Source organism: Rhizobium sp. N731 (genome assembly GCF_001664145.1).
Classification (GTDB): domain Bacteria; phylum Pseudomonadota; class Alphaproteobacteria; order Rhizobiales; family Rhizobiaceae; genus Rhizobium; species Rhizobium esperanzae.
In genome coordinates, this window is sequence record NZ_CP013601.1 from 546,124 (window position 1) to 570,556 (window position 24,433).

Here is a 24,433-nt window from a genome sequence, read left to right on the forward strand (position 1 = left end):
AAATGCAGGGAAATTATCGAAGCCGAGTGCCTGGTCGTGGATCCCAGGGTCAAGCCCTGGGATGACGGAATGCGTGGTCGGCTTTGCTGCCAAACACAAAGGTCGCTTCCCCACTCTAATCACAAAAAACGGGCTGCTCGGCCCGTTTCTCACTCTCGACGATGTCGCCCGCTCAGCTGACGCGCGCTGCCGCCCGGCGGCGTTCGTTGATCGGCTGATAGGCAAGCTTCTGATGATAGCTGCAATAGGGCGAATTGTCAGGGGATTCGCAGCCGCAGAAGTGGAAATCGTCCTTCAGCGGATCGCCGACCGGCCATTTGCAGGTGCGTTCGGTCAGTTCCGTCAGGCCGAGGCGGCGGGAAATCGGCACGACCACGTTGCCCTTCGGCACGTATTCCATTTCCTCGACCGTTTCGATCTCGATCTCTTCCTTCAGCATCGTTGCGCCCTGCTGGCGGGTAACGGTGCGGGTGGTGATCCGGGAGGCGTAGTTCGGCGCGCGCGGCGCCGATGTCTGGCGCTTCGGCGTGCGCGCCGCCGTCGCCGTGCCGCCGGCCTTGGCACGACCCGGCAGGTTCAGCCGGTGCACCTTGCCGATAACGGCGTTTCGGCTCACGCCGCCAAGCTGCGCAGCAATCTGGCTGGCGCTCAGTCCTTCGGCCCAAAGCTTCTTGAGTTTCTCGACCCGCTCGTCTGTCCAGTTCATGCCCTGTCTCCACCGTTTGCGTTGGTGATGGCAGAATCCCTCACCGTTGTCCCGGAAGCCTCCGAAACAAGAAACGCTTGATCAATTTTGGTGACTAGTTCCGCCGCATGCAGTCTAGTAATTGAACTTTAACCTAGTGTGAGGCTGACTCCGTGACAAGAGTCGCGGGAATCCGGATGAATCGAATTTCAAGTTTTCCCCAACTTGCTTCCTCTGCGTGTCATTTCTGCAATAATGCCTGTTGAAGGCCGAAAGTGCCCCTGTACAAGCTTGCTGCATACGCTAAGGCCGCAGTTTTGTTGACATTGCAGCGCGAAAAGGAAATAGTACCGCTCGCCGCCGAAAGGCGGCATTTTTGATTTTTCGGACCTGGTTTCGTTAGCCGGAGTCCGTGCAGGACAACACTGAACGGGAGACCCGCGCCATGGCTGAAGCCGCGCCGCTTTATGACACCTATTCTCGCGCCCCGCTGCGGTTCGAGCGAGGCGAGGGCGTATGGCTGATCACCGAGAGCGGCGAGCGTTATCTCGATTTCGGCGCCGGTGTCGCCGTCACCTCCGTCGGCCACGGCAACCCGCATGTGGTCGCGGCGCTGAAGGAGCAGGCCGATAAGGTCTGGCACCTCTCCAACATCTATGAGATCCCCGGCCAGGAGCGTCTGGCCAAGCGCCTGACGGACGCCACCTTCGCCGATAAGGTGTTCTTCACCAATTCGGGCGCCGAGGCGCTCGAATGCGCCATCAAGACGGCGCGCCGCTATCAGTTTTCCAAGGGCCATCCCGAGCGCTTCCACATCGTCACCTTCGAAGGCGCCTTCCATGGGCGCACGCTTGCGACGATCGCCGCCGGCGGCCAGGAAAAATATCTCGAAGGCTTCGGCCCCAAGACGCCGGGCTTCGATCAGGTGCCGTTCGGCGACATCGAAGCGGTACGCGCCGCGATCACCGATGCGACGGCGGCAATCCTCATCGAGCCGGTGCAGGGCGAGGGCGGCGTGCGTCCCGCCACGACCGAGTTCATGAAGGCGCTGCGCCAGATCTGCGACGACAAAGGCCTGCTGCTGATCCTCGACGAGGTGCAGACCGGCGTCGGCCGCACCGGCAAGCTCTTCGCCCATGAATGGTCCGGCATCACACCCGACATCATGGCCGTCGCCAAGGGCATCGGCGGCGGTTTCCCGCTCGGCGCCTGCCTTGCGACCGCTGAGGCCGCCTCCGGCATGAAGGCCGGCACCCATGGTTCGACCTATGGCGGCAATCCGCTGGCCATGGCCGTCGGCGGCGCCGTGCTCGATGTCATCCTCGCCGACGGCTTCCTCCAGCATGTGCGCGACGTGGCGCTTGTCTTCCGTCAGGGGCTGGCCTCGTTGAAGGACCGTTATCCCGATGTGATCGAGGATATCAGGGGCGAGGGCCTGCTGCTCGGCGTCAAGGCGGCCGTCACCTCGGCCGAGTTGCTGCAGGCGATCCGCGCCGCGCATCTGCTCGGCGTGCCGGCCGGCGACAATGTTATCCGCCTTCTCCCGCCGCTCGTCGTCACCGCCGAGGAAGCCCGCGAGGGTCTCGCCCGCCTCGAACGCGCCGCCGAGAGCATCCGCGCCGCCAAGATCAAGAAGACGGCTTGAAGGGATTGGCGCTTTCGGGCGCACGACAGGTAAGAACATGGCTCCTAAACATTTCCTCGATCTTTCGGCCGTCACATCGGCCGACCTCAGAACCATCATGAACGACGCGCTCGCCCGCAAGCAGGCCTTCAAGGCCGGCCAGGGCGACAAGCCGCTCGCCGGCAAGATGCTGGCGATGATCTTCGAGAAGCCGTCGACGCGTACCCGCGTCTCTTTCGACGTCGGCATGCGCCAGCTCGGCGGCGAAACCCTGTTCCTGTCGGGTACCGAAATGCAGCTCGGCCGCGCCGAGACGATCGGCGACACCGCCAAGGTTCTGTCGCGTTACGTCGACGCAATCATGATCCGCACCACCGAGCATTCGCGCCTGCTGGAGCTTGCCGAACATGCGACCGTGCCTGTGATCAACGCCCTGACGGACGATACCCATCCCTGCCAGATCATGGCCGATATCATGACCTTCGAGGAGCATCGCGGCCCGATCAAAGGCAAGACCATCGCCTGGACCGGCGACGGCAACAATGTGTTGCATTCGCTGGTCGAAGGCGCCGCGCGTTTCGGCTACCGCATGAACATGGCCGTACCCCTTGGTTCGGAGCCTAAGGATCACTATCTGAACTGGGCCCGCAATGAGGGCGCCGAAATCATGCTCTGCCATGATGCCGACCGTGCGGTCGAAGGCGTCGATTGCGTGGTGACCGATACCTGGGTCTCCATGAATCAGGAACATCGGGCCCGGGGTCATAACGTCTTCCAGCCTTATCAGGTCAATGCGGCCTTGATGGCCAAGGCCGGCAGCGATGCATTGTTCATGCATTGCCTGCCTGCTCATCGCGGTGAGGAAGTGACGGACGAGGTGATCGACGGTCCGCAATCCGTGGTCTTCGATGAGGCGGAAAACCGCCTTCACGCGCAGAAGTCGATTCTTGCTTGGTGCCTGGGCGCGATCTGAACCATAATCGGATGTCGCGCGTGAAAAGCGCGCGACCGCGCGAGCGAAGGGCACGCTGACCCTTTGCTTGAAAACTAGGAGTGAAAGCCATGGCAGAAGCTGCAGCCGCCCTCGGCCAGTTCGATTTCGCCGGCGATGATCATGTCGTCCCCTTTCAGGTGGAGGGTCTGGATGTGCGCGGCCGCGCCGTCCAGCTCGGCCCCATGCTCGATGCCATCCTCGAGCGTCATCATTATCCCGCGCCCGTCGCCCGGCTGCTTGCCGAGGTCGTGGTGCTGACGGTGCTGCTCGGCACCTCGCTGAAGTTCGACGGCAAGTTCACCGTGCAGACCAAGGGCGACGGCCCGGTCGATCTGCTCGTCGCCGATTTCTCGACGCCTGAGAACGTGCGCGCCTATGCCCGTTTCGATCGGGCGCTGCTCGACCAGGCCATTGCATCGGGCGAGACCGAGCCGGAGCAACTGCTCGGCAAGGGCGTGCTCGCCTTCACCATCGATCAGGGCAAGTTCGCTCAGCCCTATCAAGGCATTGTTGCGCTCGACGGCACCTCGCTCGAGGAGATCGCCGGCGTCTATTTCCGCCAGTCGGAGCAGATTCCGACGCGTGTGCGCCTGGCTGCGGCCGAACTCTTCGACCGTGACGACGCCGGCAAGCCGCGCCACCGCTGGCGGGCAGGCGGCCTCGTCGCCCAGTTCCTGCCGGAGGCGCCGGAGCGCATGCGCCAGCCCGATCTCCACGGCGGCGACGGCGACACCGGCGACCGCCCGCATGGTGAGGACGATGCCTGGACCGAAGCCCGCTCGCTGGTCGAGACCATCGACGCCGACGAGCTGACCGATCCGCAGGTCGGCACCGAACGGCTGTTGTTCCGCCTGTTCCACGAGCGCGGCGTGCGCGTCTTCGAGCCCCGCGCCGTCTTCGACCGCTGCAGCTGTTCGCGGGAAAAGATCGGCAACGTGCTGAAGGGTTTCACCGCCGAGGAGATCGAGGCCAGCCAGGAAAACGGCGAGATATCCGTCACCTGCGAATTCTGCTCGACCACCTACCGCTTCGAAGCGACCGAGCTTCAGCCGGCGGAATAATTCTCGGCGGCGCCAAAAACCCCTCCCAACCCCTCCCCACAAGGGGGAGGGGCTTGGATGCCGCCCCCACTGTTTTCCATTTCACCGTCTCCGCAGAGAAGCAGATGTCTGCTGCAGTTGGCGCATTGCGTTAGCCCCTCCCCCTTGTGGCGAGGGGACTTTTTCAGATCTCGGCAATCTCCTGAGTGGGAACTTGCCCCTCAATTCAGCACGCGCAACAGCCCCGGCGAATCCAGCGAGAAGGCGGGGATGTCGACGTCGAACAGCTCGCCTTCATCCGTTTCCATCTGATAGTGGCCGAACATCAGGCCTGAGGGCGTGTCGAGCGGGCAGCCGGAGGAATATTCGTAGGTGTCGCCGGGGCTGAGCCGCGGCTGTTCGCCGACGACGCCGGGGCCGGTCACCTCGTCCACCTGTCCGTTCTGATCGGTGATGTTCCAGTAGCGGTTGACGAGGCGAACGGCGACGCCGGAATTGTTGCTGATGACAATCCGGTAACCCCAGACATAGCGATCGTCCTCCGGATCGGATTGCTCCTCCAGATAGAACGGTTCGACCACGACTTCGATATCTCTTGTGAGGGCGCGATACATGCCTTGCACCATAGTCAAGATATGTTACCCGTATCTTATAAAGAGGCCCTGTCCGTCAAGAAACGGAACGTTGATCAGCGGTCAAATGGTGATGATCGAAGGGTTTTCGGTCGTTAAGCCTAACTGTCAGCGTTAATTTTACTTCGCAACGCCGGCGCGGGTGGACTTGTTCCCGCGGATCGGCGGCCGGCTCCGGACGAAGTCCGGCCGCTATTCCAGTCGATCAGGCCGAGATCTTGGTAAGCGCCCGCGCGAAATCCTCGATCAGGTCGTCCGTGTCCTCTATGCCGGCCGAAAGCCGCACCGTGCCCGGAGAAATGCCGAGTTCGGCCCGCGCCTCTTCCGTCAGGTTCTTGTGCGTGGTCGTTGCCGGATGGGTGATCAGGCTCTTGCTGTCGCCGAGGTTGTTGGAAATCTTGATGATCTCAAGCGCGTTCTGCAGCGCGAAGGCCGCCTCCTTGCCGCCCTTCAGCTCGAAGCAGACGAGCGTCGAGCCGCCGGTCATCTGCTTGGCGATGATTTCGGCCTGCGGGTGATCCTTGCGGCCGGGATAGATCACCTTGGCGACCTTGCCTTGCTCCGCCAGGAAATCGGCGATCTTCGCCGCATTCTCGGTCTGCTGGCGCACGCGCAGCGGCAGTGTCTCGATGCCCTTCAGAAGCGTCCAGGCATTGAACGGCGACATGGCCGGGCCGGTATGACGGAAATAGTCGTGCAGGTTCTCGTCGATCCATGCCTTGTCGGCGAGCACCACGCCGCCGAGGCAGCGGCCCTGGCCGTCAATATGCTTGGTGGCGGAATAGACGACGATATGAGCGCCGAGCTCCAAGGGCTTCTGGAAGAGCGGCGTCGCAAAAACATTGTCGACGATCAGCTTGGCGCCGACCTGGTTGGCGAGCTTGGCGACGCCTGATATATCGACCACTTCGAGCGTCGGGTTGGTCGGGCTTTCCAGGAAGAACACCTTGGTATTCGGGCGGATCGCCTTTTCCCAGTTGGCGAGATCCCGGCCGTCGACCAGCGTGCACTCGACGCCGTATTTCGGCGCCAGCGTTTCCACGACCCAGCGGCAGGAGCCGAACAGGGCGCGGGCGGCGACGATATGGTCGCCTGCCTTCACCTGGCAGAGAACGGCGGCGGCGACGGCCGCCATGCCGGAGGCGGTGGCACGGGCATCTTCGGCGCCTTCCAATGCACACATGCGCTTTTCGAACATGTCATTGGTGGGGCTGCCGTAGCGGGCGTAGATGAAGCCGTCCGTTTCGCCCTTGAAGCGGGCTTCGGCCGCTTCCGACGTGTCATAGACGAAACCCTGGGTGAGATAGATTGCCTCCGACGTTTCGCCATATTGCGAACGCAGCGTGCCGCCATGGACGAGTTGGGTTGCCGGGCGCCAGGTCTTGCTCATGCCATCACCTTCACATAACAAAAAAACCGGCCGCAAAAGCAGACCGGTTTCAACCCGGTCTTTTTAGCCACTTGTTTAACGTGGCTGCAAGCCGACCGGCCAAATCACCACGGGATAATTCTGCAATACTGCTGTTAGCTGCTTGCGTCAATTCCCCGTATTTGGTTTTGTCGGCGGCAAAATGATGGATGGGGCATGATGGCTCGCGAAACTGGAATTCTGGCGGACCGCGCGATTGCGGCGCTGTTCGAAACGGGGCGTCTGAACTCCGAGCGGGAGCTCGACCGCGATCAGATCCAGCCGGCAAGTCTCGACCTGCGCTTAGGAAGCAAGGCTTTTCGTGTGCGCGCTTCCTTCATGCCGGGGCCGTCGCATCTGGTCTCGGACAAGCTCGATCGGCTGAGCCTGCACGTGATCGATCTGTCCCAAGGCGCGGTGCTCGAAACCGGCTGTGTCTATATCGTGCCGCTGATGGAGAGCTTGGCGCTGCCGTCCGACATGTCGGCCTCGGCCAATCCGAAGAGTTCGACCGGCAGGCTCGATATCTTCACCCGCGTCATCACCGACTACGCCCAGGAATTCGACAAGATCCCGGCAGGTTATTCCGGCCCGCTCTATCTCGAAATCAGCCCGCGGACCTTCCCGATCGTCGTGCGCCGCGGCTCGCGCCTGTCGCAGATACGCTTCCGCGTCGGCCAATCCGTGCTCGGCGAGCCGGAACTTCTGAAGCTGCATGAAAGCGAGACGCTGGTTGCCAGCAAGCAGCCGAACGTGTCGGGCGGCGGCATCGCGCTGTCGATCGATCTCACCGGTGATAAGGACGGCCTGATCGGCTATCGCGGCAAACACCACACCGCCGTCGTCGATGTCGACGAGAAGGACCAGCACGATATTTTCGATTTCTGGGAGCCGCTCTATAGCCGCGGCCGCAACGAGTTGATCCTCGATCCCGACGAGTTCTATATCCTCGTTTCGCGTGAGGCTGTGCATGTGCCGCCGGATTATGCCGCCGAAATGACCCCCTTCGATCCGCTGGTCGGCGAGTTCCGCGTCCACTATGCCGGCTTTTTCGATCCGGGCTTCGGCCATGCGCCGGCCGGCGGGCGCGGCAGCCGCGCCGTGCTCGAAGTGCGCAGCCATGAAGTGCCCTTCATCCTCGAAGACGGCCAGATCGTCGGCCGCCTGGTCTATGAACACATGCAGGAAAAGCCCGCCAGCCTCTACGGCTCCGGCCTCGGATCCAACTACCAGGCCCAGGGCCTGAAACTCTCGAAACACTTCCGCATCTGACGGGCTGCCCTCAGCCGACTTGACAGCGGCCCCCTTCTGTTGGAAATCTCAGCGCACCGCGGGTGTAGCTCAATGGTAGAGCAGCAGCTTCCCAAGCTGAATACGAGGGTTCGATTCCCTTCACCCGCTCCAGCTCCTCATCACAACCGAAATCTCATTCTTCGCCCGTGTCGCCCGCGATGCGCTTGACCGCATCGGCGGCGGCTTCCAGCAGTCGCTCCGACATGGCCTGATCGGTCATGATGCGAGAGATGGTTACGGCGCCGACCATGAGGGACAGCACGATCATGGCCTTCTCGTACTGTTTTGTGCCGTCCGATGCCGGGATTAATTCGTCGAGGATCCGAAGATGCTCTTCAATGCCATTCTGGAACGGAGCGCGCACCTCCTCGCTCTGACGCGCCGCGTCGGAGCCGAGCGCGGCCAGGGGGCAACCATCGCCTTTCTCTTCCTGGTGCCCGGTTGACAGATACATGCCGACAACCGCGCCGAAGGGATCGCTGCTTCCGGCAGCAACCCTCGACCACCGGCGAATTGCACTCTCCATCGCTCGCCCGGATGCCAGCGCCGCAAGATCGTCTTTCGATCGGAACTGTTTGTAAAATCCGCCCTGGGTGAGGCCGGCACCTTTCATCAGATCTTTCAGCCCGATGCCGTCGAAACCATGCTCCCGGAAGAGCCGGCTTGCGACATTGATCACCGTTTCGCGGTTGGCCTCGGCCTGGGCACGACTGACTCTCATAGCGACCTCCAATTAGATTTCATTTGACATCTATACCAGTTTTAGAGTTAGATCGCAATCTAAATGATCCGCCGTGCCGGTCAATAAGGGTTAATGAGATGAATCGCAAAATATTACTCGGCGCTTTCGCACTTGTGGCTGCTGCCGGCGCCACCGCTTTCATGCTTTTCGAGGAGCCCTCCAAAGCCAGTGCAAAAGCCGCCGATCCCCGCACGGCACCCCCCTTTGTCAAGCTGGTGGAGGCAAAAAACCCGGAGGCGGCCGAACGCACCTTCACGGGCACCATTGCCGCCCGGGTGCAGAGCAATCTCGGTTTTCGTGTCCCCGGCAAGATCATGCAGCGTTATGTGGACGTCGGCGTGCCGGTCAAGGCTGGCCAGCCGCTGATGCGCATCGATGAGACCGATCTGCGTCTCGCACTGACGGCGAAACGAAACGCCGTTGCGGCAGCCCAAGCAGTGCTGATCCAGGCGCAAGCCGACGAGCGGCGTTATGCCGCCTTGGTGAAAAACGGCTTGGCCGCGACACCGCAGCGCTATGAGCAGGCGAAGGCGGCACTCGACACCGCGACCGCGCAGCTTGCCGCGGCAGAAGCGGACGCGAAGGTCGCAGAGAACGAGACTGCCTATTCCATCCTTGTTGCCGATACCGATGGGACGGTTGTCGAAACGCTCGGCGAGCCGGGCCAAGTGGTGACGGCAGGACAAACCGTGGTTCGCCTCGCACAGGCCGGTCCGCGTGAAGCACTGGTCTGGCTTCCTGAATTCCTGCGGCCCGAGATCGGCCAGACGGCCGATGCCAGTATCTACGGAAATGAAGGCCGGCGGGACAAGGCGCGGCTGCGGCAGATCTCCGACGCCGCCGACCCTCAAACCCGCACCTATGAAGCCCGCTGGGTTCTGGATGGCGCGGCAGCGTCGGCCCCGCTGGGCGCGACTGTGACGATCAGGATCTCCAACCGCAGCGGCCAATCGCAGGCCGCCGTGCCTGTCGGCGCGGTTTTGGACGACGGCAGCCGAACCGGCGTGTGGGTCTTCGATGAGAAATCTTCGACCGTCCACTTCAGGCAGGTGAAAATAGAACAGATAGGCGAGGAGGTCGCGGTGGTTTCCAGCGTCAAAGCAGGCGAGCCGGTCGTCGCTCTCGGCGCCCATCTGCTGCAGGACGGCGCCAGCGTGCGCACCAAGGTAGAACAGGCAGAGGCGGCAAAACAATGAACTTCAATCTCTCCGCGCTCGCCGTCCGCGAACGGGCCGTTACGCTGTTCTTCATCATTCTGCTGGCCGCCGCCGGCGCCTATGCCTTCGTCAAGCTTGGGCGCGCGGAGGATCCCTCATTCACCATCAAGACCTTGACCGTGACGACCGTGTGGCCGGGTGCCACGGCGCGCGAGATGCAGGATCTGGTCGCCGAGCCGCTGGAGAAGCGCCTCCAGGAACTCACCTGGTACGATCGTGTCGAGACGACAACCCGGCCGGGATACGCCTTTCTGACTGTGACGCTGAAGGACAGTACGCCGTCCACGGCGGTCGAAGAGGAATTCTATCAGGCCCGAAAGAAGCTTGGCGACGAGGCCCGCAATCTGCCCCAGGGCGTCTTCGGTCCTTTCGTCAACGACGAGTATTCGGATGTCAGCTTCGGGCTTTATGCGCTGAAGGCCAAGGGCATGCCGATGCGTGAGCTTGTGCGCCAGGCCGAGGTGATCCGCCAGGATCTTCTGCATGTGCCTGGAGTCAAGAAGATCAACATCCTCGGCGAGCGGCCCGAACAGATCTTCGTCGAATTTTCCTATGCCAAGCTGGCGACCCTCGGCATTTCTGCGCAGGACGTCGCGGCCGCGTTGCAGCGGCGAAACACCGTGACGCCGGCGGGGTCGATCGACACCCGCGGCCCGCAGGTCTTCATTCGCTTCGATGGCGCCTATGACAGCATTCAGGCGATATCAGACACGCCGATCGTCGCGGCCGGACGCACCTTGAAACTATCGGATTTTGCCGAAGTGCGGCGCGGCTATGAAGATCCGGCCACCTATCTCATTCGCCACGACGGCGAGCCCGCCATCATGCTCGGCGCGGTGATGCAGCAGGGCTGGAACGGTCTGGAACTCGGCAAGGCGCTGGAGGAAAGATCCGCCGCGATCGCCAAGACCTTGCCGCTCGGCATGACGCTCGCCAAGGTCAGCGACCAGGCCGTCAATATCCAGGAAGCCGTCGGCGAATTCATGCTGAAATTCGCCATGGCGCTCGGCGTCGTCTTGTTCGTCAGCCTCGTCAGCCTTGGTTGGCGCGTCGGGATCGTCGTGGCTCTGGCCGTTCCGCTGACCCTTGCCGTCGTCTTCCTCATCATGCTGGAGACCGGCCGGTTCTTCGATCGCATCACCCTTGGGGCGCTGATCCTCGCGCTCGGCCTTCTGGTCGACGACGCAATCATCGCCATCGAGGTGATGGTGGTGAAGATGGAAGAGGGGATGGACCGCATCAAGGCGGCCGCCTATGCTTGGAGCCATACCGCGGCCCCGATGCTATCAGGCACGCTCGTGACGATCATCGGCCTGATGCCGGTCGGCTTTGCCCGCTCGACCGCCGGCGAATATGCCGGCAATATCTTCTGGGTCGTGGGCTTTGCCTTGATCGTATCGTGGATTGTCGCGGTGATCTTCACCCCATATCTCGGCGTCAAGATGTTGCCCGCCATCAAACCGGTCGAAGGTGGCCATCACGCCATCTACGACACGCCGAATTACCGGCGTCTGCGGGGGATGATCGAATTTACCGTGCGTCACAAGTTCGTCACTTGTGCGGTGGTCGGCATCGTCATGGCGGTCTCTGTCGTGGGCATGGGAGCGGTGAAACAGCAGTTCTTCCCGACGTCGGATCGTCCGGAAGTTCTGGTTGAAGTCCGCATGCCTGAAGGGACCAGTATCGAAACCACGGCCGCAACGGTGGGGAAGCTCGAAGACTGGCTGCAGCAGCAGCCGGAGGCAAAGACCGTGACGAGCTATACCGGTCAGGGCGCTCCCCGCTTCTTCTTCGCCATGGCCCCTGAGCTGCCGGACCCGTCCTTCGCCAAGATCGTCGTACTGACCCCTGACGCCCACACACGCGAGGCTTTGAAGCTTCGCCTGCGCGCGGCCATCTCGGATGGGCTCGCTCCCGAAGCCTATGTCCGCGTCACCCAGCTCGTATTCGGTCCCTATACGCCGTTTCCGGTCGAATTCCGCATCATGGGTCCTGACACCGACCAATTGTACCGGCTCTCCGAAAAGGCCCTGGAGATCATGAAGAGCGTGCCGGATGTGCGTCAGGCAAACCGTGATTGGGGCAACCGCACTCCGGTGCTGCGCTTCGTTCCCGACCAGGAACGGCTGGGCCTGATCGGCCTTTCGCCGGCGGAGGCCGCCCAGCAGATGCAGCTGCTGCTGAGCGGGATCCCGATTACCGAGGTTCGCGAGAATATCCGCAACGTGCCTGTCGTCGCCCGCAGCGCCGGCGACAACCGGCTGGATCCCTCGCGATTGGCGGACTTCTCGCTGATGAGCCGGGATGGGAGGCAGGTTCCGCTCGATCAGATCGGTCATTCCGAAATCCGGTTTGAAGAACCGATTCTGAAACGTCGCGACCGCACGCCTGTTGTCACGATCCGTTCCGATATCGACGAGGCGACGCAGCCCCCGGAGGTGTCCCAGCAGGTCATGAAGGCGCTGCAGCCGCTGATCGCCACGCTGCCTGTGGGCTATCGCATCGAGATGGGCGGGAACATCGAGGAGTCGCTCAAGGCCAACGCCGCCCTCGTCAAAATCTTCCCGGCGATGATTGCCGCCATGCTGATCGTTATCGTGCTGCAGGTCCGCAGCCTGTCGACGATGACCATGGTCATGCTGACGGGGCCGCTCGGTCTTGCCGGGGCGGTTCCGGTCCTGCTTCTCTTCAATCAGCCCTTCGGCTTCAACGCCATTCTCGGATTGATCGGCTTGGCCGGAATCCTCATGCGCAATACCTTGATCCTGACCGAACAGATCAAGGAGAACAAGGCAGCCGGTCTCGACGATTATCACGCCGTCATCGAGGCGACGGTGCAGCGGACGCGTCCCGTTATCCTGACAGCCCTTGCGGCCGTCCTTGCCTTCATTCCTCTCACCCACTCGGTGTTCTGGGGGTCGATGGCCTACACGCTGATCGGCGGAACGGCGGTCGGGACCGTGTTGATCCTGCTCTTCCTTCCCGCTCTCTACGCCACCTGGTTCCGCATCAAGCCGACGAAAAATGAAAATCACGAAAACGCACCGAAGGAGGTGGAACTACCAACAGCCATGGCTGCCGAGTGAATTTCCGGGGGCGGCGATGATTTTTGCGGATCCGAGCGGAAGTGACCTTGAGCAATCGCGGACGCGGATTCTTGAGGTGGCGGAAAAGTATTTTCGGCGGATCGGCTATCATAAGACGTCCGTCGCCGACATCGCCTCGGAGCTCGGAATGAGCCGGGCGAATGTCTATCGCTTCTTTCCCTCGAGGACGGCGATCAATAGCTCCGTCTGCGGACTTGTTGTCAGGGAGGTTGCTGAAATCGCTCTGACGATTGCACGAACGGATGCGCCGGCGAGTAAAAAGCTGGTTGATCTTTTGACCGCCATTCACCGGCACAGCACGAGAATGCTGGTGGAGGACAGACCCATGCACGATCTGCTCGTCGCCGCCATGGATGGAAGTTGGGCAACCCTCAACGCCCACAATGAACAGATCCTGGCAATCCTCAAAGCCCTTGTCCGCGAGGGGCTGCAGACAGGCGAGTTCAAGGTCGAAGACGCCGACGAAGCCGCGCGCGGCATCATCACCGCCTTCCTGCCGTTCTTCCATCCGGTTCTGGTTGAGCAGCGCGTTCAGGAGGGTGAGGCCACCGCAGTCAGGCTGCATGCGCAAATCCGCTTCATCATGAAGGCGCTCGGCACGTCGGACCGCGAGACATACCCGAAAGTGCCAAGCGCCTAATTCAGCGCTGCCGACCTTGTTCTCGCCGACAAAGCCAATTATCTAGTGCGCTAGATAAACGCACGCTAGATGAAACCATGTCGAATAATGAGATCTCCTCCCGCCGCGCGGTGGGCACCCAACTTTCGTTTGCGCTCTATGGCGCAGCCAATCGGATGGCGCGCCTTCACAAGCCATTTTTGCAGCCGCTCGGCCTGACATTCCCGCAATACCTGGTGATGCTTGAACTTTACGGCGGTACGCCCCGCGCCGTTGGAGAGTTGGGTTTAAAGCTCGACATGGACACCGGCACGATCACGCCGCTGCTGAAGCGCCTGGAATCGGCCGGCATGGTGACCCGGACACGCGATCGCGACGACGAGCGGCGGGTGCTCATCCATCTTACCAAAGCCGGTGAATCCCTGCGTGACGAGCTTTGGGCGGTCACCGACAAGATCAAAACCGCCTGCCAGCTCACGGACGAGGGGCTGGCCGATCTGCGCGACACGCTGCACGCATTCGCCCGCGATTGAGACGGGCTTACTTCAACATCACAGAAAGGACATCTCATGAAGATTGGAATCATCGGCGCTGGAAATATCGGCGCCACTCTGGCGAGAAAACTCGCCGCCGGCGGCCATGAGGTCAAGCTTGCCAATTCAAAGGGGCCGGACAGCATCCGCGATCTCGCCGGCGATATCGGAGCCACCGCCGTCTCGAAGGAAGAAGCCGTCCGCGGCGTCGAGGTGGTCGTACTTTCGATCCCGTTCGCAAGCTATCGCGATCTCGCCGGGCTCTTCAACGACGTGCCTGAAGAGGTCGTGGTGATCGATACGTCAAACTATTATCCGTTTCGCGACGGTGCGATTGCCGAGGTCGATGGCGGCATGCCCGAAAGCGTTTGGGTCGGCGGGCAAATCGGCCGGCCCGTCATCAAGGCTTGGAACGCCGTGCTGGCGGCAACGCTGGCGGAGAAGGGACGGTCTGACGGCACGGATGGCCGCATCGCCATTCCGGTTGCAGGCGATGCTCCGGAGGCGAAGGCGATTGCCATAGAGTTGGTTGAGGCCACCGGTTTCGATGCGGTGGATGCAGGAGGGCTGGCGGCGTCCTGGCGTCAGCAGCCCGGCACCCCCGCCTATTGCACCGAACTCGCGACAAGTGAGCTGAATGAAGCGCTGCGATCGGCGGATCGCTCCCGCGCAGCCAATAATCGTGACGCCCTGATCAAGGAATTCTTCGCGGCAGGCACGAGCCTGACCCATGACGAAATGGTCACTCGAAACCGCGCGGGAACTGCGCTCTGAAATCCTGAGCTCGGTGAGGCTGATGCTGCTCGCAGCCTTATGTCGGCGGGCCTTCGGGCTCGGCGTCATGCCCCCACGCGTTGAAGGCGCGATCCTCGAAAAAAACGCCGTGAAGCAAAAAGTGCTTGATTTTATATTTCGATTGACATCTAAAGCAAGAATAGATGTCGATCGAAATCTTACACGCTTGAATGCCGAGTTCTGAGAAGCTGTCCTTGGCAACAAGCGTGAAAAGTTCCGACCCTTCTAATGAACCACGTAATCAACCACTCGCGCCGAACCGAGGAGCATGCATGTCCAAAAATAGAGTTGTCGTTATCACCGGAGCATCTTCCGGAATAGGCGAGGCTTCGGCGCGCCTTCTTGCGCAAAACGGCTTCGAGGTCTTTGGAGGCGTCCGGAACCCGCAGCGCGCCAATGCCATTCCCGGCGTGCGCTATGGGACTGTTGATGTGACCGATGACGCCTCGGTCGCCAATTTTGTTGAATGGGTTTTGTCCGAAGCGGGCAAGATCGACATCCTGATCAACAATGCCGGCGTTTCGCTGGTCGGCCCTGTCGAAAACACGTCGCCTTCCGAAGCTTTGGCGGTATTCGATACCAACGTTTTCGGCCCCTTGCGTATGATCCGCGCTGCTTTGCCCTCCATGCGCGCCGCCCGCAGCGGGCTCATCATCAATATCAGTTCGGTCCTGGGCTTCCTGCCGGCACCGTTCATGGGAATATATGCCAGCAGCAAGCATGCGCTCGAAGGACTATCGGAGTCGCTGGACCATGAGATTCGCGAGTTCAACGTGCGTGTGGTGCTGCTTGAACCGACCTTCACGAACACCAAGCTCGATGTAAACGCGGCGCAAACCGCAGCACCCCTGGGTGCCTACGCAACACAGGCCGATGCGACCATCAAGGCGGTACAGGCCCAGATCAGAACCGCGCCATCGGCGCTTTCAGTCGCAGAAAAGATTCTGGCCGCAATCAACGGTCCATACCGAATGCGCCAACCCGCTGGAGGCCAGGCGACCCTGCTCAGCCGGCTGCGCAGGTTCATGCCGGCAAACGCGGTCGACGGCAGTCTGAGAAAGACATTCGGCTTCGGTAAACGAAACGCCTCCTGAATTTCGCCAGAACTTCCGGACGTCGTCGGCCTCAACAGTATCGTCAGGGTGCCCACGCGGTCGCCGACGTCATCTATCGCTTGAACGAAAACTGCATTGGGCGTTTGCTCGACCTCAAGCAACGCCATGCCAACGAAGACCTAATCCCCAAAGAACCGGATCGGCTTGTATTGCCGATGCGCGATGATCAGGCTTCGGTCCGGCTGGATGATGTAGGTTTCCTCCACCTGCCGGCCATACTGGTCGGTGAAATCATGTGGGAAGCTGGAGCCGGGTGGTGATTTGGTGAGCTTGCTGCGCGGCTGGCCGTTATAGGTGATGCTGCCCGGGATCGGCTCGAGGCCCGGTCCGCCATAGTAGGAAATGCTGTTGCACCCGGCAAGAACCAAGGTGCCGATGAGGCCGAGGAGTGCGGGTTTCATGTCCATCCCTTCCGATGCGCCGAAGCGACGATCTTACTCCTGATTGCATCTTGCTTGCCAGATCAAACGCCATCTCCGCCTTCACGCCTTCGCGAAGCATCGCCTGGAGCGCCGTGATCGCTTCAGCCTTTCCATTGCCGAAACCGGCGCAGTCTGCTAGATCGGCATCGTCGAAAAAGGCAGGATCGGTTGAGGTAAGCCCGATCCCTTCCGTCTGAGCGTCAAAGCGCTCTGACGAAGCTCTGCTCCGTGCCCCAGGGCACGAGAACCCGCGACGTGATCCGCATGCAGATGCGGGATCCCGGCGGCGTGCGGAGACGGCAAACGGCAGTCCCGGGATTTGTTTTAACGGAGACTGTCCATGCGCCTGAACCATCTCGATTTTCACGTAGCCGATATTACTGAGACGGCGGATTTCTTCATCCGTCATTTTGGCCTGAAGCTCAAAGATATGCGCGGCAACAACGGCCTGGCGATCCTCAATGACGACACTGGCCTCGAAATCGTCTTCAGCCACGCCATCGCCAAGTTCGGCACGGCCGACCAGGTGGAGATAGGCCGCCAGACCTATCACATCGGCTTCATCCTGTCCGAAAAGGCGGATGTCGATACTGTCCATGCCGGACTTGTTGCCGCTGGTGCCGTGCTCTCCGGTCCGCCGGCCGCCATGCGCGGCGGCTGGCTGTTCTATTGCACGGCGCCGGGGAATATCCTCGTCGAGGTGGGTTGGCGGCCGGGTTAGAGTGGGACGGAGCCGGTAAACGCGGCTAAGAGGGACATGCCGCGACCTCTCGATTCCCTCTTCTCCCCTCGGGGAGAAGGTGCCCGTAGGGCGGATGAGGGGGCCGGGCGGAGCGGGATTCAGCGGACTGTACGCGACGGCGTTGCGGTCGGACGGGTGGAATAGACGATTACGGAAAGGAAGTCCGTGTGGCCCCTCATCCGCCCTACGGGCACCGACCTGGGTCGAGCCACGTGTCTCGACCCGTCCTTCGGACCCCCGAGGGGAGAAGAGAATTTGCGGCAACCTCTCTGTTCCTCGCCCCCTCGCAGGGCTCGTCTTCTCGTGCCTTGTGCCGAGGTCTGTTGCTCAGAATTCCGTCCAGTCCGCCTCCTGGCTCTTTGACGGTGTGCTGATGCCGCCGCCGAAGGCGTTGGCGAGCGTCTGGCCGAGGGCGCGGGCCGGTGAGGCGGTCGGGCGGGCCGTGCCTTCCCCGGCGACGCGGATCGCGGGGGACTTGGCCAGCGGGCGCGCGGCGGCACGGGGGGCTGCTGCCGGCGGCCGGGTGGAAGCGATCGGGGCGGCGGCGGCGAAGCTGCCGGTACCGGTCAGCCGGAACTGGCCGAGCAGATTGTTGAGTGCCGTCGCCTCCGTGGCGAGGCTATGGCTGGCGGCGGTCGACTGCTCGACCATCGCCGCATTCTGCTGCGTGCCCTGATCCATGGTGTTGACGGCGGTGTTGATCTCCTGCAGCCCGATCGACTGTTCGCGCGAGGCTTCGGCAATCGCGTGGACGTGCTGGTTGATTTCCTGCACTTCGGTGACGATCGCATCGAGCGCCTTGCCGGTCTCGCCGACCAGCGAGACGCCGGTTTGCACATGCGTGCCGGAATTGGTGATCAGGTCCTTGATTTCCTTTGCCGCCTTGGCTGAGCGCTGCGCCAGCTCGCGCACTTCCTGGGCGACGACCGCAAAGCCTTTGCCGGCTTCGCCGGCGCGTGCCGCCTCGACGCCGGCATTCAGCGCCAAGAGGTTGGTCTGGAAGGCGATGTCGTCGATGACGCCGATGATGTTGGAAATTTCGCCCGACGACTTTTCGATCTCCTGCATGGCGGAGACGGCCTTGCGGACGATGTCGCCGGATCTTTCGGCACCGAGGCGCGTGCGGGTGACGAGCTGGCTCGCCTCTTCGGCGCGCTTGGCGGCGTCGCGCACCGTCGTGGTGATCTCTTCCAGCGCTGCGGCGGTTTCTTCGACCGAGGCCGACTGCTGTTCGGTTCGCCGGGAAAGCTCGTCGGCGGAGGAACGAATCTCGTTGGCGCCGGTGCCGATCGCCCGCGCATTGGCCCCGACCGCCTGCATGGTTTCGTTGAGCTTCTCGACCGAGTGGTTGAAATCCTGGCGCAGCGCATCGAGATGGGCGACGAAGGGCTCGTCGATATGAGAGGCGAGATCGCCGGCAGCAAGGCGGCGCAGGCCGTCGCCAAGGGCTGCGACGGCGCGTTCGAGCTCGGCTGCCTCGCGGGCTTTCTGCGCCTCGCGTTCGCGGCGCTCGCCGTCGCTGACGCTGCGGTCGGCCTCGGCGCGCGCCTCGATCTGGCGACGCTCGATCGCGTTGTCGCGGAAGATCGAAACCGCCTTTGCCATCTGGCCGACTTCGTCGCGGCGATCGAGACCGCTGATATCCCTATCGGTGTCGCCCTCGGCAAGCCGCGTCATGCGCAGGCTGAGCTTCGTCATTGGGCCGGCAATGCCTTTCTGCGCCACGGTGACGGCTAAGCCGATCGCGGTGAGGACAGCGATGCCGATCAGGACGAGACAGAAGGTGATCCGGCCATTGACGGACGTCGAAAGCCCGTCGCCGCCGTCGTTGAGCAATGCCATCATCGCATCATTGTTGGCGATCATCTTCGGCGTCAGCGCATCGAGCTTGGCATTGATCAGCGCGACATTCGCGAGCGCGCCGCCGCTGTCCTTGGCCTTGCTCTGTTCGATGATCTTGTTCGCCAGAGCTTCGATTTCATCGATGCCGGCCTGGATTTCGTCGATTGCCGCTTTTCGGCTCGGAACCAGTGCGAGGGCCTGTTTCATCCGGTCGCGGGCCTGCGGCAGCTTGCTCGGGGTGGCAAGCGCCGTCTGGAAGGCCGGCGTATCGGGTTTCATGTCGGCCAGCAGGGTGACCTGCAGCACCGAGGCCACCACCGATGCGCTGGCGCGCGCGCTCAGCATCGAAGCCTGCGCCTCATGATCGATAAAGGCGCTATAGGCGGCGTCCGCCCGGCGGAATTCGGAGACGACATAGACCAGCCCCGCCATCGCGATCAGCCCGAGCAGCGCCACGACCGATATGATTTTGGTGCGGATTTTCAGATGCTTCAACATGGGAAATGTCACCCGATCTGGCCGGCCGCGCCGGGCGTCCGGTGTTTGGAAATTGGATCTGACAAGAGCGCCGCCTGATTGTCGCGGCGCCGGAAAGGGAGTTGACGCATGCATCATGCAATCGGCTGGCGGGGTCCGTATCGTCGCGACAAATAGAGGCGATATTCTTTAATTCCGCGCTAACGCGCAGGCGCCGTCCTGACCTTAATTTTGAGGGGAGCAGGAGGTTTGCGCCAACCCCCAAGAGAGCCTCATCCTTGTACGTTCCCGCTGCTGTATAATGCGGCTGTGCGACGGAGATGCGTGTCATCCCAGAGTTTTGAACTCGTGCCTCAGCAAGCATCTCCGTCGCCATGTCTTCGCTCGAACGGTTGATTGGGCCTTGAGCCCGCGTTGCAAGGAGGAGCAGTCATGCATGTCCCGCAAGCTTTCATGGTCGGCATTGATGTCTCGAAGGCCCATTTCGATGTGGCTGTCGAAGGACGAGGCGGGTGCGCTGACGGTGCAGGGATTTAGGAGCGCTGCTGGAGCGTCTCCTTCGAGGCTCCGGCCTTTGGCCTGCGCCTCGGGACGAGGGCGTGAGGGGATGCCGCGGCCGGTGAGAAGCTTTGGAGGATGCCGCAGCCGATGAGTTCGTGCGCCTCATCCGCTACTTCACTCCATGGATATTCCCCGCCGGGCATGACTCTGTTACATCTCGGCGACCCCAACCCCGAAACTGGATCACCATGATTGAATCCCGGCAGGCATCCCCGACTCTCAGGGTTTTTCTAGCGGTCGGCCTGTTTCTGGCAGCGCCGTTTTCGAGCTTTGCGGCATTCGCCCAGCAAGCTGCCCCCTCGCTGCCGTTGCTCTTCGATGCCCGCGAGCGTCTCGCCAGACCGGATCTCTCCTCGCTGGTCCGTCTGCGCTTTCTGACGTCGGTTGATTTCCCGCCGTTTAATTTCACCGATCAGAACGGCAAGCTTTCCGGTTTCAACGTCGATCTCGCCCGCGAAATCTGTAGCGAGCTGGAGATTTCGGACAAGTGCCAGATCCAAGCGATCCCTTTCGCCGATCTCAAGGATGCGCTCGCCGCCTCGCAGGGCGATGCCGTCATCGCCGGCCTTGCGGTGACCCCGGAGCTACGCCGGCAATTTCTCTTCTCCCGACCATATCTGATGCTGCCGGCGCGCTTCGTGCGCAATCTTGGCGCTCCGCTCGATGGAAAGACCGCCGCCGCGCTCTCGAACCATCCGGTCGGCGTCGTCAAAGGCACGGTGCACGAGGCGATGCTGGCAGCCTTTTTCCCGGCACTGAAAGCGCAGGCTTTCGACACGAAGGACGCCCTGCTTGCGGCGCTGAAGGAGCGAAAGATCGATGCCGCCTTCGCCGATGCGCTGCAGCTTTCTTTCTGGGTTTCTTCGCCGGCCTCCGACAAATGCTGCGCGCTGTTCGACGGCCCCTACCTATCGGAACAGTTCCTCGGCGAGGGCATGACGATCATGCTGCGGCAGAAGGACAGTGTGCTGACCTCGGCCATCGACCATGCGCTTGCGACGCTCTCGCGCAACGGCCGTCTCCAGGAAATTTATCTGCGCTACTTTCCCTACGGGCTCTATTGAAATGCATGTCGCCCAAAACTGTGCAGCGGTTTTGGACTAACGACATGCATAAACAAAACATCAGCCCTTGCGGAAGCGGGCGATCGCGCTGCGTTCGATCGCCGCGCAGGTGAGCTTGTCGAGGCTGAGCCGGTCGCGCAGCAGGCTGAGCAGCCGCAGTTCCTCCGCCTTGACCGAGAGATCGGCGGAGGCCACTTCGACCGCAAGCGCATAGGCGGTGTCGTAGAGTTTTGCCGGCAGGGTATCGCGTACGGTTTCGAGAACGACGTCGAGGCCCTCTGGCCCAGCCAGCAGCGCGGCGCAGTCGCGCGCGATCGGAATCAGTTTGTCGTCATCGAAATCCCTGAAAACCGGCAGGAAGCCAATCAGCTGACCGATCCTCTCCATCTCCTTGTCGTTCATGGTGCTGTCGACGGCCGACGCCATCACCATCACGTAGATCAGCGCATCATGGGCGGAAAGCGGCTTGTTCATCTCTGATTCCTTTTTGATCAGCCCAGATTAGGAATTGGCGGCGGCCTTTACAAGAGATAGGCAGCATCTCGCTCCTGCGGGCGGCCTGTCATTTGCGGCGCGGATCGCCGCCGTAAATGCCTTTCTGCGCCTGCTTCGCCTTCTCGGCGACGGCTGCAAGCAGCGAACCAGCCTCTGCTTCCGCCCAGCCGTTCTCGGCAAGCCATGCGCCGAGATCCTGTGTGCCGAGCCGGCAGGAGGCGATCGCCGTTCCCTGCCATTCAGCCGTGTCGAGATCGCAGGTGATGCTGCGGTTGCGCAAGAGCTGGCGCAGCGCCGTCTTCGCCAGCATGCCGCAGGGCCATTGCCGGCCTGCCGGCCCGCATATCCTGTCGGCCGGCGTGGGGACGATACCGGCAAGCTGGAGCCTGCGCTCGCCGAAGGAAAGACTGCCAGCGTTCTCGACCAGCGGCCGCGACAGCTCCATCGCCTTTTTCTCGGCAGGACCTGCAGTTTGGCTGGATGCCGGCGCCGCTTGCGGGATAGTGGCGGGTTTGGGCGCCCTGCCATCAGGGGCCGCCGCTGGGGGCGGGACCGCCGGTTCCACCGAGCGGGCGATTATTTCGGCGCGTTCGTCGGATATCGTCGCCGCCGGTTCGGCGGTCTCGGAGGCAACATTCGGCGCAGCTGCCGCCGTCTCCTCTGCGGTTGCGGTTTCTTCCCCTGCAGTGCCGCCGCGAAGTCTCGCTTCTCCTGCCATCAGAAGGCCGACCACCGCCGCCATCCCCGTGATACCTGTAAAGACGGCGGCAGGGCGCATGGAATATCTTCCTACTGGCTGGCCCAGATGATGCGGGCGATCCAATCGACATCGGCAAGATCGAGCGTGCGGTTGGGATGTTCGGGATTGAGCGACATCAGCTCGATCGACCGCGGGCTCCGGCGCAGCAGCACCTTGGCCATCACCTCGCCCGCGCATGTGCGCACGACGACGCGGTCATTGCGGCGCACCTGCGCCCCGGGCTCGACGATCAGCACATCGCCGTCGCGATAAAGCGGCATCATGCTCTCGCCCTGCACCTCCAGCGCATAGACGCCGGATCGTTGCGACGGGTTGGTCGGAAACTCCACCACGTCCCAGCCATGACCGGCCGGAAAGCCGCTATCGTCGAAGAAGCCGCCGGCGCCGGCCTGGGCGAAGCCGAGCAGAGGAATGGCGCTGCCTGGCCGGGGGCTGGTACGCTCGCCGCGCCGTTCTCCGGAAGAATCGTCAGCCGGCTGCATGAAGGCGAGAAACTGCTCCATGCTCGCCCCTGTCGCATCGAGCACCTTGGCGATCGATTCCGTCGACGGCCAGCGTAGCCGCCCATCGGCGGAGAGCCGTTTCGACTTGTTGAATGAGGTGGGGTCGAGTCCGGCGCGGCGCGCAAGACCGGATGGCGTCAGCTCGTGCCGTTCGGCAAGCCTGTCGATCGCCTCCCAGATCTGCTTGTGTGACAGCATACGCGCCCGATTCCGTGCAGCCTGTCTCAGGCCGCGCTTTAGAACAATTCCAGGAAAAGTGCGAAGCGGTTTTCCGTCCGGAATTGCGTAAATCCAAAAGGTTAGAGCGGCTCTGCGCTTCCATGAAAAGCTGAACCACTCCAGAGCGCCGTGCGTTCGTTCGCACGCACAAAGGGCGCTCTAACTCTTTAAATCTACACATCGGCCCGAAAATCGGAATCGATTTTCGGGCCGATGCTGTAGCCGGACGGAATAGTAACCGACCGTGCGGCGCCCGTAAAGGTAAAGGAGGAATAAAATCCTGCTATCGGCAGTTTTGGCGGCCCTCAGGCCACCATCGCCATGTTGATCTTGCCGAGCTGGATGACCGCCTGCGTGCGGCTGTCGACATCGAGCTTCAGCAGGATCGCCGAGACATGCGCCTTGATCGTCGCTTCGGAAACGCCGAGTTCATAGGCGATCTGCTTGTTCAACAGGCCTTCGGCCAGCATGGTCAGCACCCGGCTCTGCTGCGGCGTCAGCGTGTGCAGACGATGGATCAGATCGGCGACGTCGGGGTCCTGCTCCTGGCCGTCGCGATAGCTTTCCGGCGTGGCGATATCGCCGGCAAGCACCGTCTGGATGCTGCGACGGATGTCTTCGATGCCCGAGGATTTCGAGATGAAGCCGGAGGCGCCGAGTTCCAGCGCCCGGCGGATCGTCGTGGCGTCGTCGCTCGCCGAAACGATGATGATCGGCAGGCTGGCGAATTCGGCGCGCAACGCCATCAGGCCGGAAAAGCCGCTGACGCCGGGCATGGCGAGGTCGAGCAGCATCAGATCGGCGTCCGGATGGGCGCCGGCTGCGGTCCGCGCGGCGGCGAAATCGCCGGCTTCGATAATCGACTGGCGGCCTTCCATGCCGATGACGGCCTGGCGCAATGCATCGCGAAACAGCGGATGGTCATCCGCAATGATGATGGTCTGTTCCTGCATCGAAAACTCCCTCCCAAGAGTCCGATCACGCCGCATGCTGGCCGTCCCCTCGGCGTTGCATGCATGTTTTCTGAAATGACTATATCAGATCATGTCTTCTGCGGAAGAGGATTGGTTTTTTCGTCAGCCTGGAACTCCTTCACCATCCCCATGAAACTCTTCATCATCCGCTCCATGATGCTGATCGAGCGGTCGATCTCGGCGTCGCTTGGAAGCGCCCGCTGGATCAAGCCGGCCTGTTCCAGCTTGGTCACCCGCTCTGAAAGCCGGTCGAGCTCATCCTCATAGGCCGCCCGCTCATCGGCCGCCATACGGCAGACAAGGGCGCCGTCCTTGTCCTGGCAGATCGACATGGCGCCGGTCTGGCGGTCGAGCCGGACGAAATGGTCGCCGCTCTTCTCCAGCTGGAACCGGCCCGCATCGGCCTCGGCCGCCGCGGCCGCCAGCGGCAGGAGAACAGCGCCAAGTGCGAGAACCAAAATCTTCATCGTCTCATCCTCCGGATTTTGCCTGGCTGGCCGTGCTTTTTGAGTGCCGGGGCGTGGACATCGCCGCCTCTTTCCGGCAAAGCGCTCATGACCCAAGGACCAG

The 24,433-nt window shown here is 62.0% G+C and carries 24 protein-coding genes, 1 tRNA gene and 1 riboswitch; of the genes, 14 read left to right on the top strand and 11 right to left on the bottom strand.

Annotated elements, in window-relative coordinates; all coding sequences use genetic code 11:
• Positions 1 to 172: 172 nt before the first annotated feature.
• Positions 173 to 706, bottom strand: a complete 534-nt coding sequence (locus AMK02_RS02705) for a GcrA family cell cycle regulator (RefSeq protein WP_064800557.1) — start codon at positions 704 to 706, stop codon at positions 173 to 175.
• A 424-nt stretch (positions 707 to 1,130) separates the two neighbouring features.
• On the opposite strand from AMK02_RS02705, the gene AMK02_RS02710 reads away from it, so the two are divergent.
• The 3 genes from AMK02_RS02710 (at position 1,131) to AMK02_RS02720 (ending at position 4,364) form a co-directional block, all read left to right on the top strand.
• Positions 1,131 to 2,330, top strand: a complete 1,200-nt coding sequence (locus AMK02_RS02710) for an aspartate aminotransferase family protein (protein WP_064800558.1) — start codon at positions 1,131 to 1,133, stop codon at positions 2,328 to 2,330.
• A gap of 37 nt (positions 2,331 to 2,367) precedes the next feature.
• The gene (argF, locus tag AMK02_RS02715) at positions 2,368 to 3,282 is read left to right on the top strand and encodes an ornithine carbamoyltransferase (RefSeq protein WP_004677055.1); all 915 of its coding nucleotides are present in this window, start codon (positions 2,368 to 2,370) and stop codon (positions 3,280 to 3,282) included.
• A gap of 89 nt (positions 3,283 to 3,371) precedes the next feature.
• Entirely contained in the window at positions 3,372 to 4,364 is a 993-nt protein-coding gene (locus AMK02_RS02720) for an Hsp33 family molecular chaperone (RefSeq protein WP_064800559.1), read from the top strand.
• A 200-nt stretch (positions 4,365 to 4,564) separates the two neighbouring features.
• Here the strand turns inward: AMK02_RS02720 and apaG are convergent, their stop codons facing one another.
• Both apaG and AMK02_RS02730 read right to left on the bottom strand, forming a co-directional pair.
• Positions 4,565 to 4,957 (bottom strand): Co2+/Mg2+ efflux protein ApaG, encoded by a 393-nt coding sequence (gene apaG / locus AMK02_RS02725; RefSeq protein WP_011423893.1) that lies wholly within the window; start codon positions 4,955 to 4,957, stop codon positions 4,565 to 4,567.
• A gap of 223 nt (positions 4,958 to 5,180) precedes the next feature.
• Positions 5,181 to 6,365, bottom strand: coding sequence for an O-succinylhomoserine sulfhydrylase (locus AMK02_RS02730; protein WP_064800560.1), 1,185 nt, complete (start codon positions 6,363 to 6,365; stop codon positions 5,181 to 5,183).
• A gap of 42 nt (positions 6,366 to 6,407) precedes the next feature.
• A riboswitch (SAM riboswitch) is annotated at positions 6,408 to 6,486 on the bottom strand.
• 74 nt (positions 6,487 to 6,560) lie between these two features.
• On the opposite strand from AMK02_RS02730, the gene AMK02_RS02735 reads away from it, so the two are divergent.
• The gene (locus AMK02_RS02735; RefSeq protein WP_064800561.1) at positions 6,561 to 7,655 is read left to right on the top strand and encodes a 2'-deoxycytidine 5'-triphosphate deaminase; all 1,095 of its coding nucleotides are present in this window, start codon (positions 6,561 to 6,563) and stop codon (positions 7,653 to 7,655) included.
• Positions 7,656 to 7,713: 58 nt separating this feature from the next.
• Positions 7,714 to 7,787 (top strand) — tRNA-Gly (locus AMK02_RS02740).
• A 22-nt stretch (positions 7,788 to 7,809) separates the two neighbouring features.
• Here the strand turns inward: AMK02_RS02740 and AMK02_RS02745 are convergent.
• Positions 7,810 to 8,397 (bottom strand): TetR/AcrR family transcriptional regulator, encoded by a 588-nt coding sequence (locus tag AMK02_RS02745; protein ID WP_064800562.1) that lies wholly within the window; start codon positions 8,395 to 8,397, stop codon positions 7,810 to 7,812.
• 98 nt (positions 8,398 to 8,495) lie between these two features.
• Here AMK02_RS02745 and AMK02_RS02750 point away from each other — a divergent pair, with 98 nt between their 5' ends.
• The 7 genes from AMK02_RS02750 to AMK02_RS02775 all read left to right on the top strand — a co-directional run bounded on the left by AMK02_RS02750 (position 8,496) and on the right by AMK02_RS02775 (position 15,783).
• Positions 8,496 to 9,614: an efflux RND transporter periplasmic adaptor subunit gene (locus AMK02_RS02750; protein WP_064800563.1), complete on the top strand. Its 1,119-nt coding sequence runs from the start codon at positions 8,496 to 8,498 to the stop codon at positions 9,612 to 9,614.
• Positions 9,611 to 12,721, top strand: coding sequence for an efflux RND transporter permease subunit (locus AMK02_RS02755; protein ID WP_064800564.1), 3,111 nt, complete (start codon positions 9,611 to 9,613; stop codon positions 12,719 to 12,721). Before AMK02_RS02750 ends, AMK02_RS02755 begins: the two co-directional genes overlap by 4 nt.
• A 16-nt stretch (positions 12,722 to 12,737) precedes the next feature.
• Complete coding sequence (locus AMK02_RS02760) at positions 12,738 to 13,382, top strand: TetR/AcrR family transcriptional regulator (RefSeq protein WP_064800565.1); 645 nt, start codon at positions 12,738 to 12,740, stop codon at positions 13,380 to 13,382.
• 77 nt (positions 13,383 to 13,459) lie between these two features.
• Complete coding sequence (locus tag AMK02_RS02765; RefSeq protein WP_064800566.1) at positions 13,460 to 13,894, top strand: MarR family winged helix-turn-helix transcriptional regulator; 435 nt, start codon at positions 13,460 to 13,462, stop codon at positions 13,892 to 13,894.
• Positions 13,895 to 13,930: 36 nt separating this feature from the next.
• Complete coding sequence (locus tag AMK02_RS02770) at positions 13,931 to 14,668, top strand: NADPH-dependent F420 reductase (RefSeq protein ID WP_064800567.1); 738 nt, start codon at positions 13,931 to 13,933, stop codon at positions 14,666 to 14,668.
• A 22-nt stretch (positions 14,669 to 14,690) separates the two neighbouring features.
• Positions 14,691 to 14,873: a hypothetical protein gene (locus AMK02_RS31005; RefSeq protein ID WP_145924208.1), complete on the top strand. Its 183-nt coding sequence runs from the start codon at positions 14,691 to 14,693 to the stop codon at positions 14,871 to 14,873.
• 88 nt (positions 14,874 to 14,961) lie between these two features.
• Positions 14,962 to 15,783 (top strand): oxidoreductase, encoded by an 822-nt coding sequence (locus AMK02_RS02775; RefSeq protein ID WP_064800568.1) that lies wholly within the window; start codon positions 14,962 to 14,964, stop codon positions 15,781 to 15,783.
• A gap of 140 nt (positions 15,784 to 15,923) precedes the next feature.
• On the opposite strand, the gene AMK02_RS02780 is transcribed toward AMK02_RS02775, so the two are convergent.
• Positions 15,924 to 16,205 carry a hypothetical protein gene (locus tag AMK02_RS02780; RefSeq protein WP_064805879.1) on the bottom strand — a complete coding sequence of 94 codons (282 nt, stop codon included), beginning with the start codon at positions 16,203 to 16,205 and terminating at the stop codon, positions 15,924 to 15,926.
• 361 nt (positions 16,206 to 16,566) lie between these two features.
• Between AMK02_RS02780 and AMK02_RS02785 the strand changes: the two genes are divergently transcribed.
• A complete protein-coding gene (locus tag AMK02_RS02785) occupies positions 16,567 to 16,947 on the top strand; it encodes a VOC family protein (protein WP_064800569.1) in 381 nt (126 codons plus the stop codon).
• A gap of 348 nt (positions 16,948 to 17,295) precedes the next feature.
• On the opposite strand, the gene AMK02_RS02790 is transcribed toward AMK02_RS02785, so the two are convergent.
• Positions 17,296 to 19,308, bottom strand: coding sequence for a methyl-accepting chemotaxis protein (locus AMK02_RS02790; protein ID WP_064800570.1), 2,013 nt, complete (start codon positions 19,306 to 19,308; stop codon positions 17,296 to 17,298).
• A gap of 728 nt (positions 19,309 to 20,036) precedes the next feature.
• Between AMK02_RS02790 and AMK02_RS02795 the strand changes: the two genes are divergently transcribed.
• Complete coding sequence (locus AMK02_RS02795) at positions 20,037 to 20,912, top strand: transporter substrate-binding domain-containing protein (RefSeq protein WP_064800571.1); 876 nt, start codon at positions 20,037 to 20,039, stop codon at positions 20,910 to 20,912.
• Positions 20,913 to 20,972: 60 nt separating this feature from the next.
• Here AMK02_RS02795 and AMK02_RS02800 read toward each other — a convergent pair whose 3' ends face one another.
• The 5 genes from AMK02_RS02800 to AMK02_RS02820 form a co-directional block, all read right to left on the bottom strand.
• Positions 20,973 to 21,386, bottom strand: coding sequence for a tellurite resistance TerB family protein (locus tag AMK02_RS02800; RefSeq protein WP_064800572.1), 414 nt, complete (start codon positions 21,384 to 21,386; stop codon positions 20,973 to 20,975).
• A gap of 88 nt (positions 21,387 to 21,474) precedes the next feature.
• Complete coding sequence (locus AMK02_RS02805) at positions 21,475 to 22,185, bottom strand: thermonuclease family protein (RefSeq protein ID WP_064800573.1); 711 nt, start codon at positions 22,183 to 22,185, stop codon at positions 21,475 to 21,477.
• A gap of 11 nt (positions 22,186 to 22,196) precedes the next feature.
• The gene (locus AMK02_RS02810; protein ID WP_064800574.1) at positions 22,197 to 22,868 is read right to left on the bottom strand and encodes a S24 family peptidase; all 672 of its coding nucleotides are present in this window, start codon (positions 22,866 to 22,868) and stop codon (positions 22,197 to 22,199) included.
• 326 nt (positions 22,869 to 23,194) lie between these two features.
• Positions 23,195 to 23,842 carry a response regulator gene (locus tag AMK02_RS02815; protein ID WP_064800575.1) on the bottom strand — a complete coding sequence of 216 codons (648 nt, stop codon included), beginning with the start codon at positions 23,840 to 23,842 and terminating at the stop codon, positions 23,195 to 23,197.
• Positions 23,843 to 23,931: 89 nt separating this feature from the next.
• Positions 23,932 to 24,330 (bottom strand): hypothetical protein, encoded by a 399-nt coding sequence (locus AMK02_RS02820; protein WP_064800576.1) that lies wholly within the window; start codon positions 24,328 to 24,330, stop codon positions 23,932 to 23,934.
• Positions 24,331 to 24,433 lie beyond the last annotated feature (103 nt).

Excerpts from the sequence above, each read along its gene's own strand:
- AMK02_RS02705 (WP_064800557.1), bottom strand. The coding sequence starts at position 706 with ATGAACTGGACAGACGAGCGGGTCGAGAAACTCAAGAAGCTTTGGGCC.
- AMK02_RS02710 (WP_064800558.1), top strand. The coding sequence starts at position 1,131 with ATGGCTGAAGCCGCGCCGCTTTATGACACCTATTCTCGCGCCCCGCTG.
- argF (WP_004677055.1), top strand. The coding sequence starts at position 2,368 with ATGGCTCCTAAACATTTCCTCGATCTTTCGGCCGTCACATCGGCCGAC.
- AMK02_RS02720 (WP_064800559.1), top strand. The coding sequence starts at position 3,372 with ATGGCAGAAGCTGCAGCCGCCCTCGGCCAGTTCGATTTCGCCGGCGAT.
- apaG (WP_011423893.1), bottom strand. The coding sequence starts at position 4,957 with ATGTATCGCGCCCTCACAAGAGATATCGAAGTCGTGGTCGAACCGTTC.
- AMK02_RS02730 (WP_064800560.1), bottom strand. The coding sequence starts at position 6,365 with ATGAGCAAGACCTGGCGCCCGGCAACCCAACTCGTCCATGGCGGCACG.
- AMK02_RS02735 (WP_064800561.1), top strand. The coding sequence starts at position 6,561 with ATGATGGCTCGCGAAACTGGAATTCTGGCGGACCGCGCGATTGCGGCG.
- AMK02_RS02745 (WP_064800562.1), bottom strand. The coding sequence starts at position 8,397 with ATGAGAGTCAGTCGTGCCCAGGCCGAGGCCAACCGCGAAACGGTGATC.
- AMK02_RS02750 (WP_064800563.1), top strand. The coding sequence starts at position 8,496 with ATGAATCGCAAAATATTACTCGGCGCTTTCGCACTTGTGGCTGCTGCC.
- AMK02_RS02755 (WP_064800564.1), top strand. The coding sequence starts at position 9,611 with ATGAACTTCAATCTCTCCGCGCTCGCCGTCCGCGAACGGGCCGTTACG.
- AMK02_RS02760 (WP_064800565.1), top strand. The coding sequence starts at position 12,738 with ATGATTTTTGCGGATCCGAGCGGAAGTGACCTTGAGCAATCGCGGACG.
- AMK02_RS02765 (WP_064800566.1), top strand. The coding sequence starts at position 13,460 with ATGTCGAATAATGAGATCTCCTCCCGCCGCGCGGTGGGCACCCAACTT.
- AMK02_RS02770 (WP_064800567.1), top strand. The coding sequence starts at position 13,931 with ATGAAGATTGGAATCATCGGCGCTGGAAATATCGGCGCCACTCTGGCG.
- AMK02_RS31005 (WP_145924208.1), top strand. The coding sequence starts at position 14,691 with ATGCTGCTCGCAGCCTTATGTCGGCGGGCCTTCGGGCTCGGCGTCATG.
- AMK02_RS02775 (WP_064800568.1), top strand. The coding sequence starts at position 14,962 with ATGTCCAAAAATAGAGTTGTCGTTATCACCGGAGCATCTTCCGGAATA.
- AMK02_RS02780 (WP_064805879.1), bottom strand. The coding sequence starts at position 16,205 with ATGAAACCCGCACTCCTCGGCCTCATCGGCACCTTGGTTCTTGCCGGG.
- AMK02_RS02785 (WP_064800569.1), top strand. The coding sequence starts at position 16,567 with ATGCGCCTGAACCATCTCGATTTTCACGTAGCCGATATTACTGAGACG.
- AMK02_RS02790 (WP_064800570.1), bottom strand. The coding sequence starts at position 19,308 with ATGTTGAAGCATCTGAAAATCCGCACCAAAATCATATCGGTCGTGGCG.
- AMK02_RS02795 (WP_064800571.1), top strand. The coding sequence starts at position 20,037 with ATGATTGAATCCCGGCAGGCATCCCCGACTCTCAGGGTTTTTCTAGCG.
- AMK02_RS02800 (WP_064800572.1), bottom strand. The coding sequence starts at position 21,386 with ATGAACAAGCCGCTTTCCGCCCATGATGCGCTGATCTACGTGATGGTG.
- AMK02_RS02805 (WP_064800573.1), bottom strand. The coding sequence starts at position 22,185 with ATGCGCCCTGCCGCCGTCTTTACAGGTATCACGGGGATGGCGGCGGTG.
- AMK02_RS02810 (WP_064800574.1), bottom strand. The coding sequence starts at position 22,868 with ATGCTGTCACACAAGCAGATCTGGGAGGCGATCGACAGGCTTGCCGAA.
- AMK02_RS02815 (WP_064800575.1), bottom strand. The coding sequence starts at position 23,842 with ATGCAGGAACAGACCATCATCATTGCGGATGACCATCCGCTGTTTCGC.
- AMK02_RS02820 (WP_064800576.1), bottom strand. The coding sequence starts at position 24,330 with ATGAAGATTTTGGTTCTCGCACTTGGCGCTGTTCTCCTGCCGCTGGCG.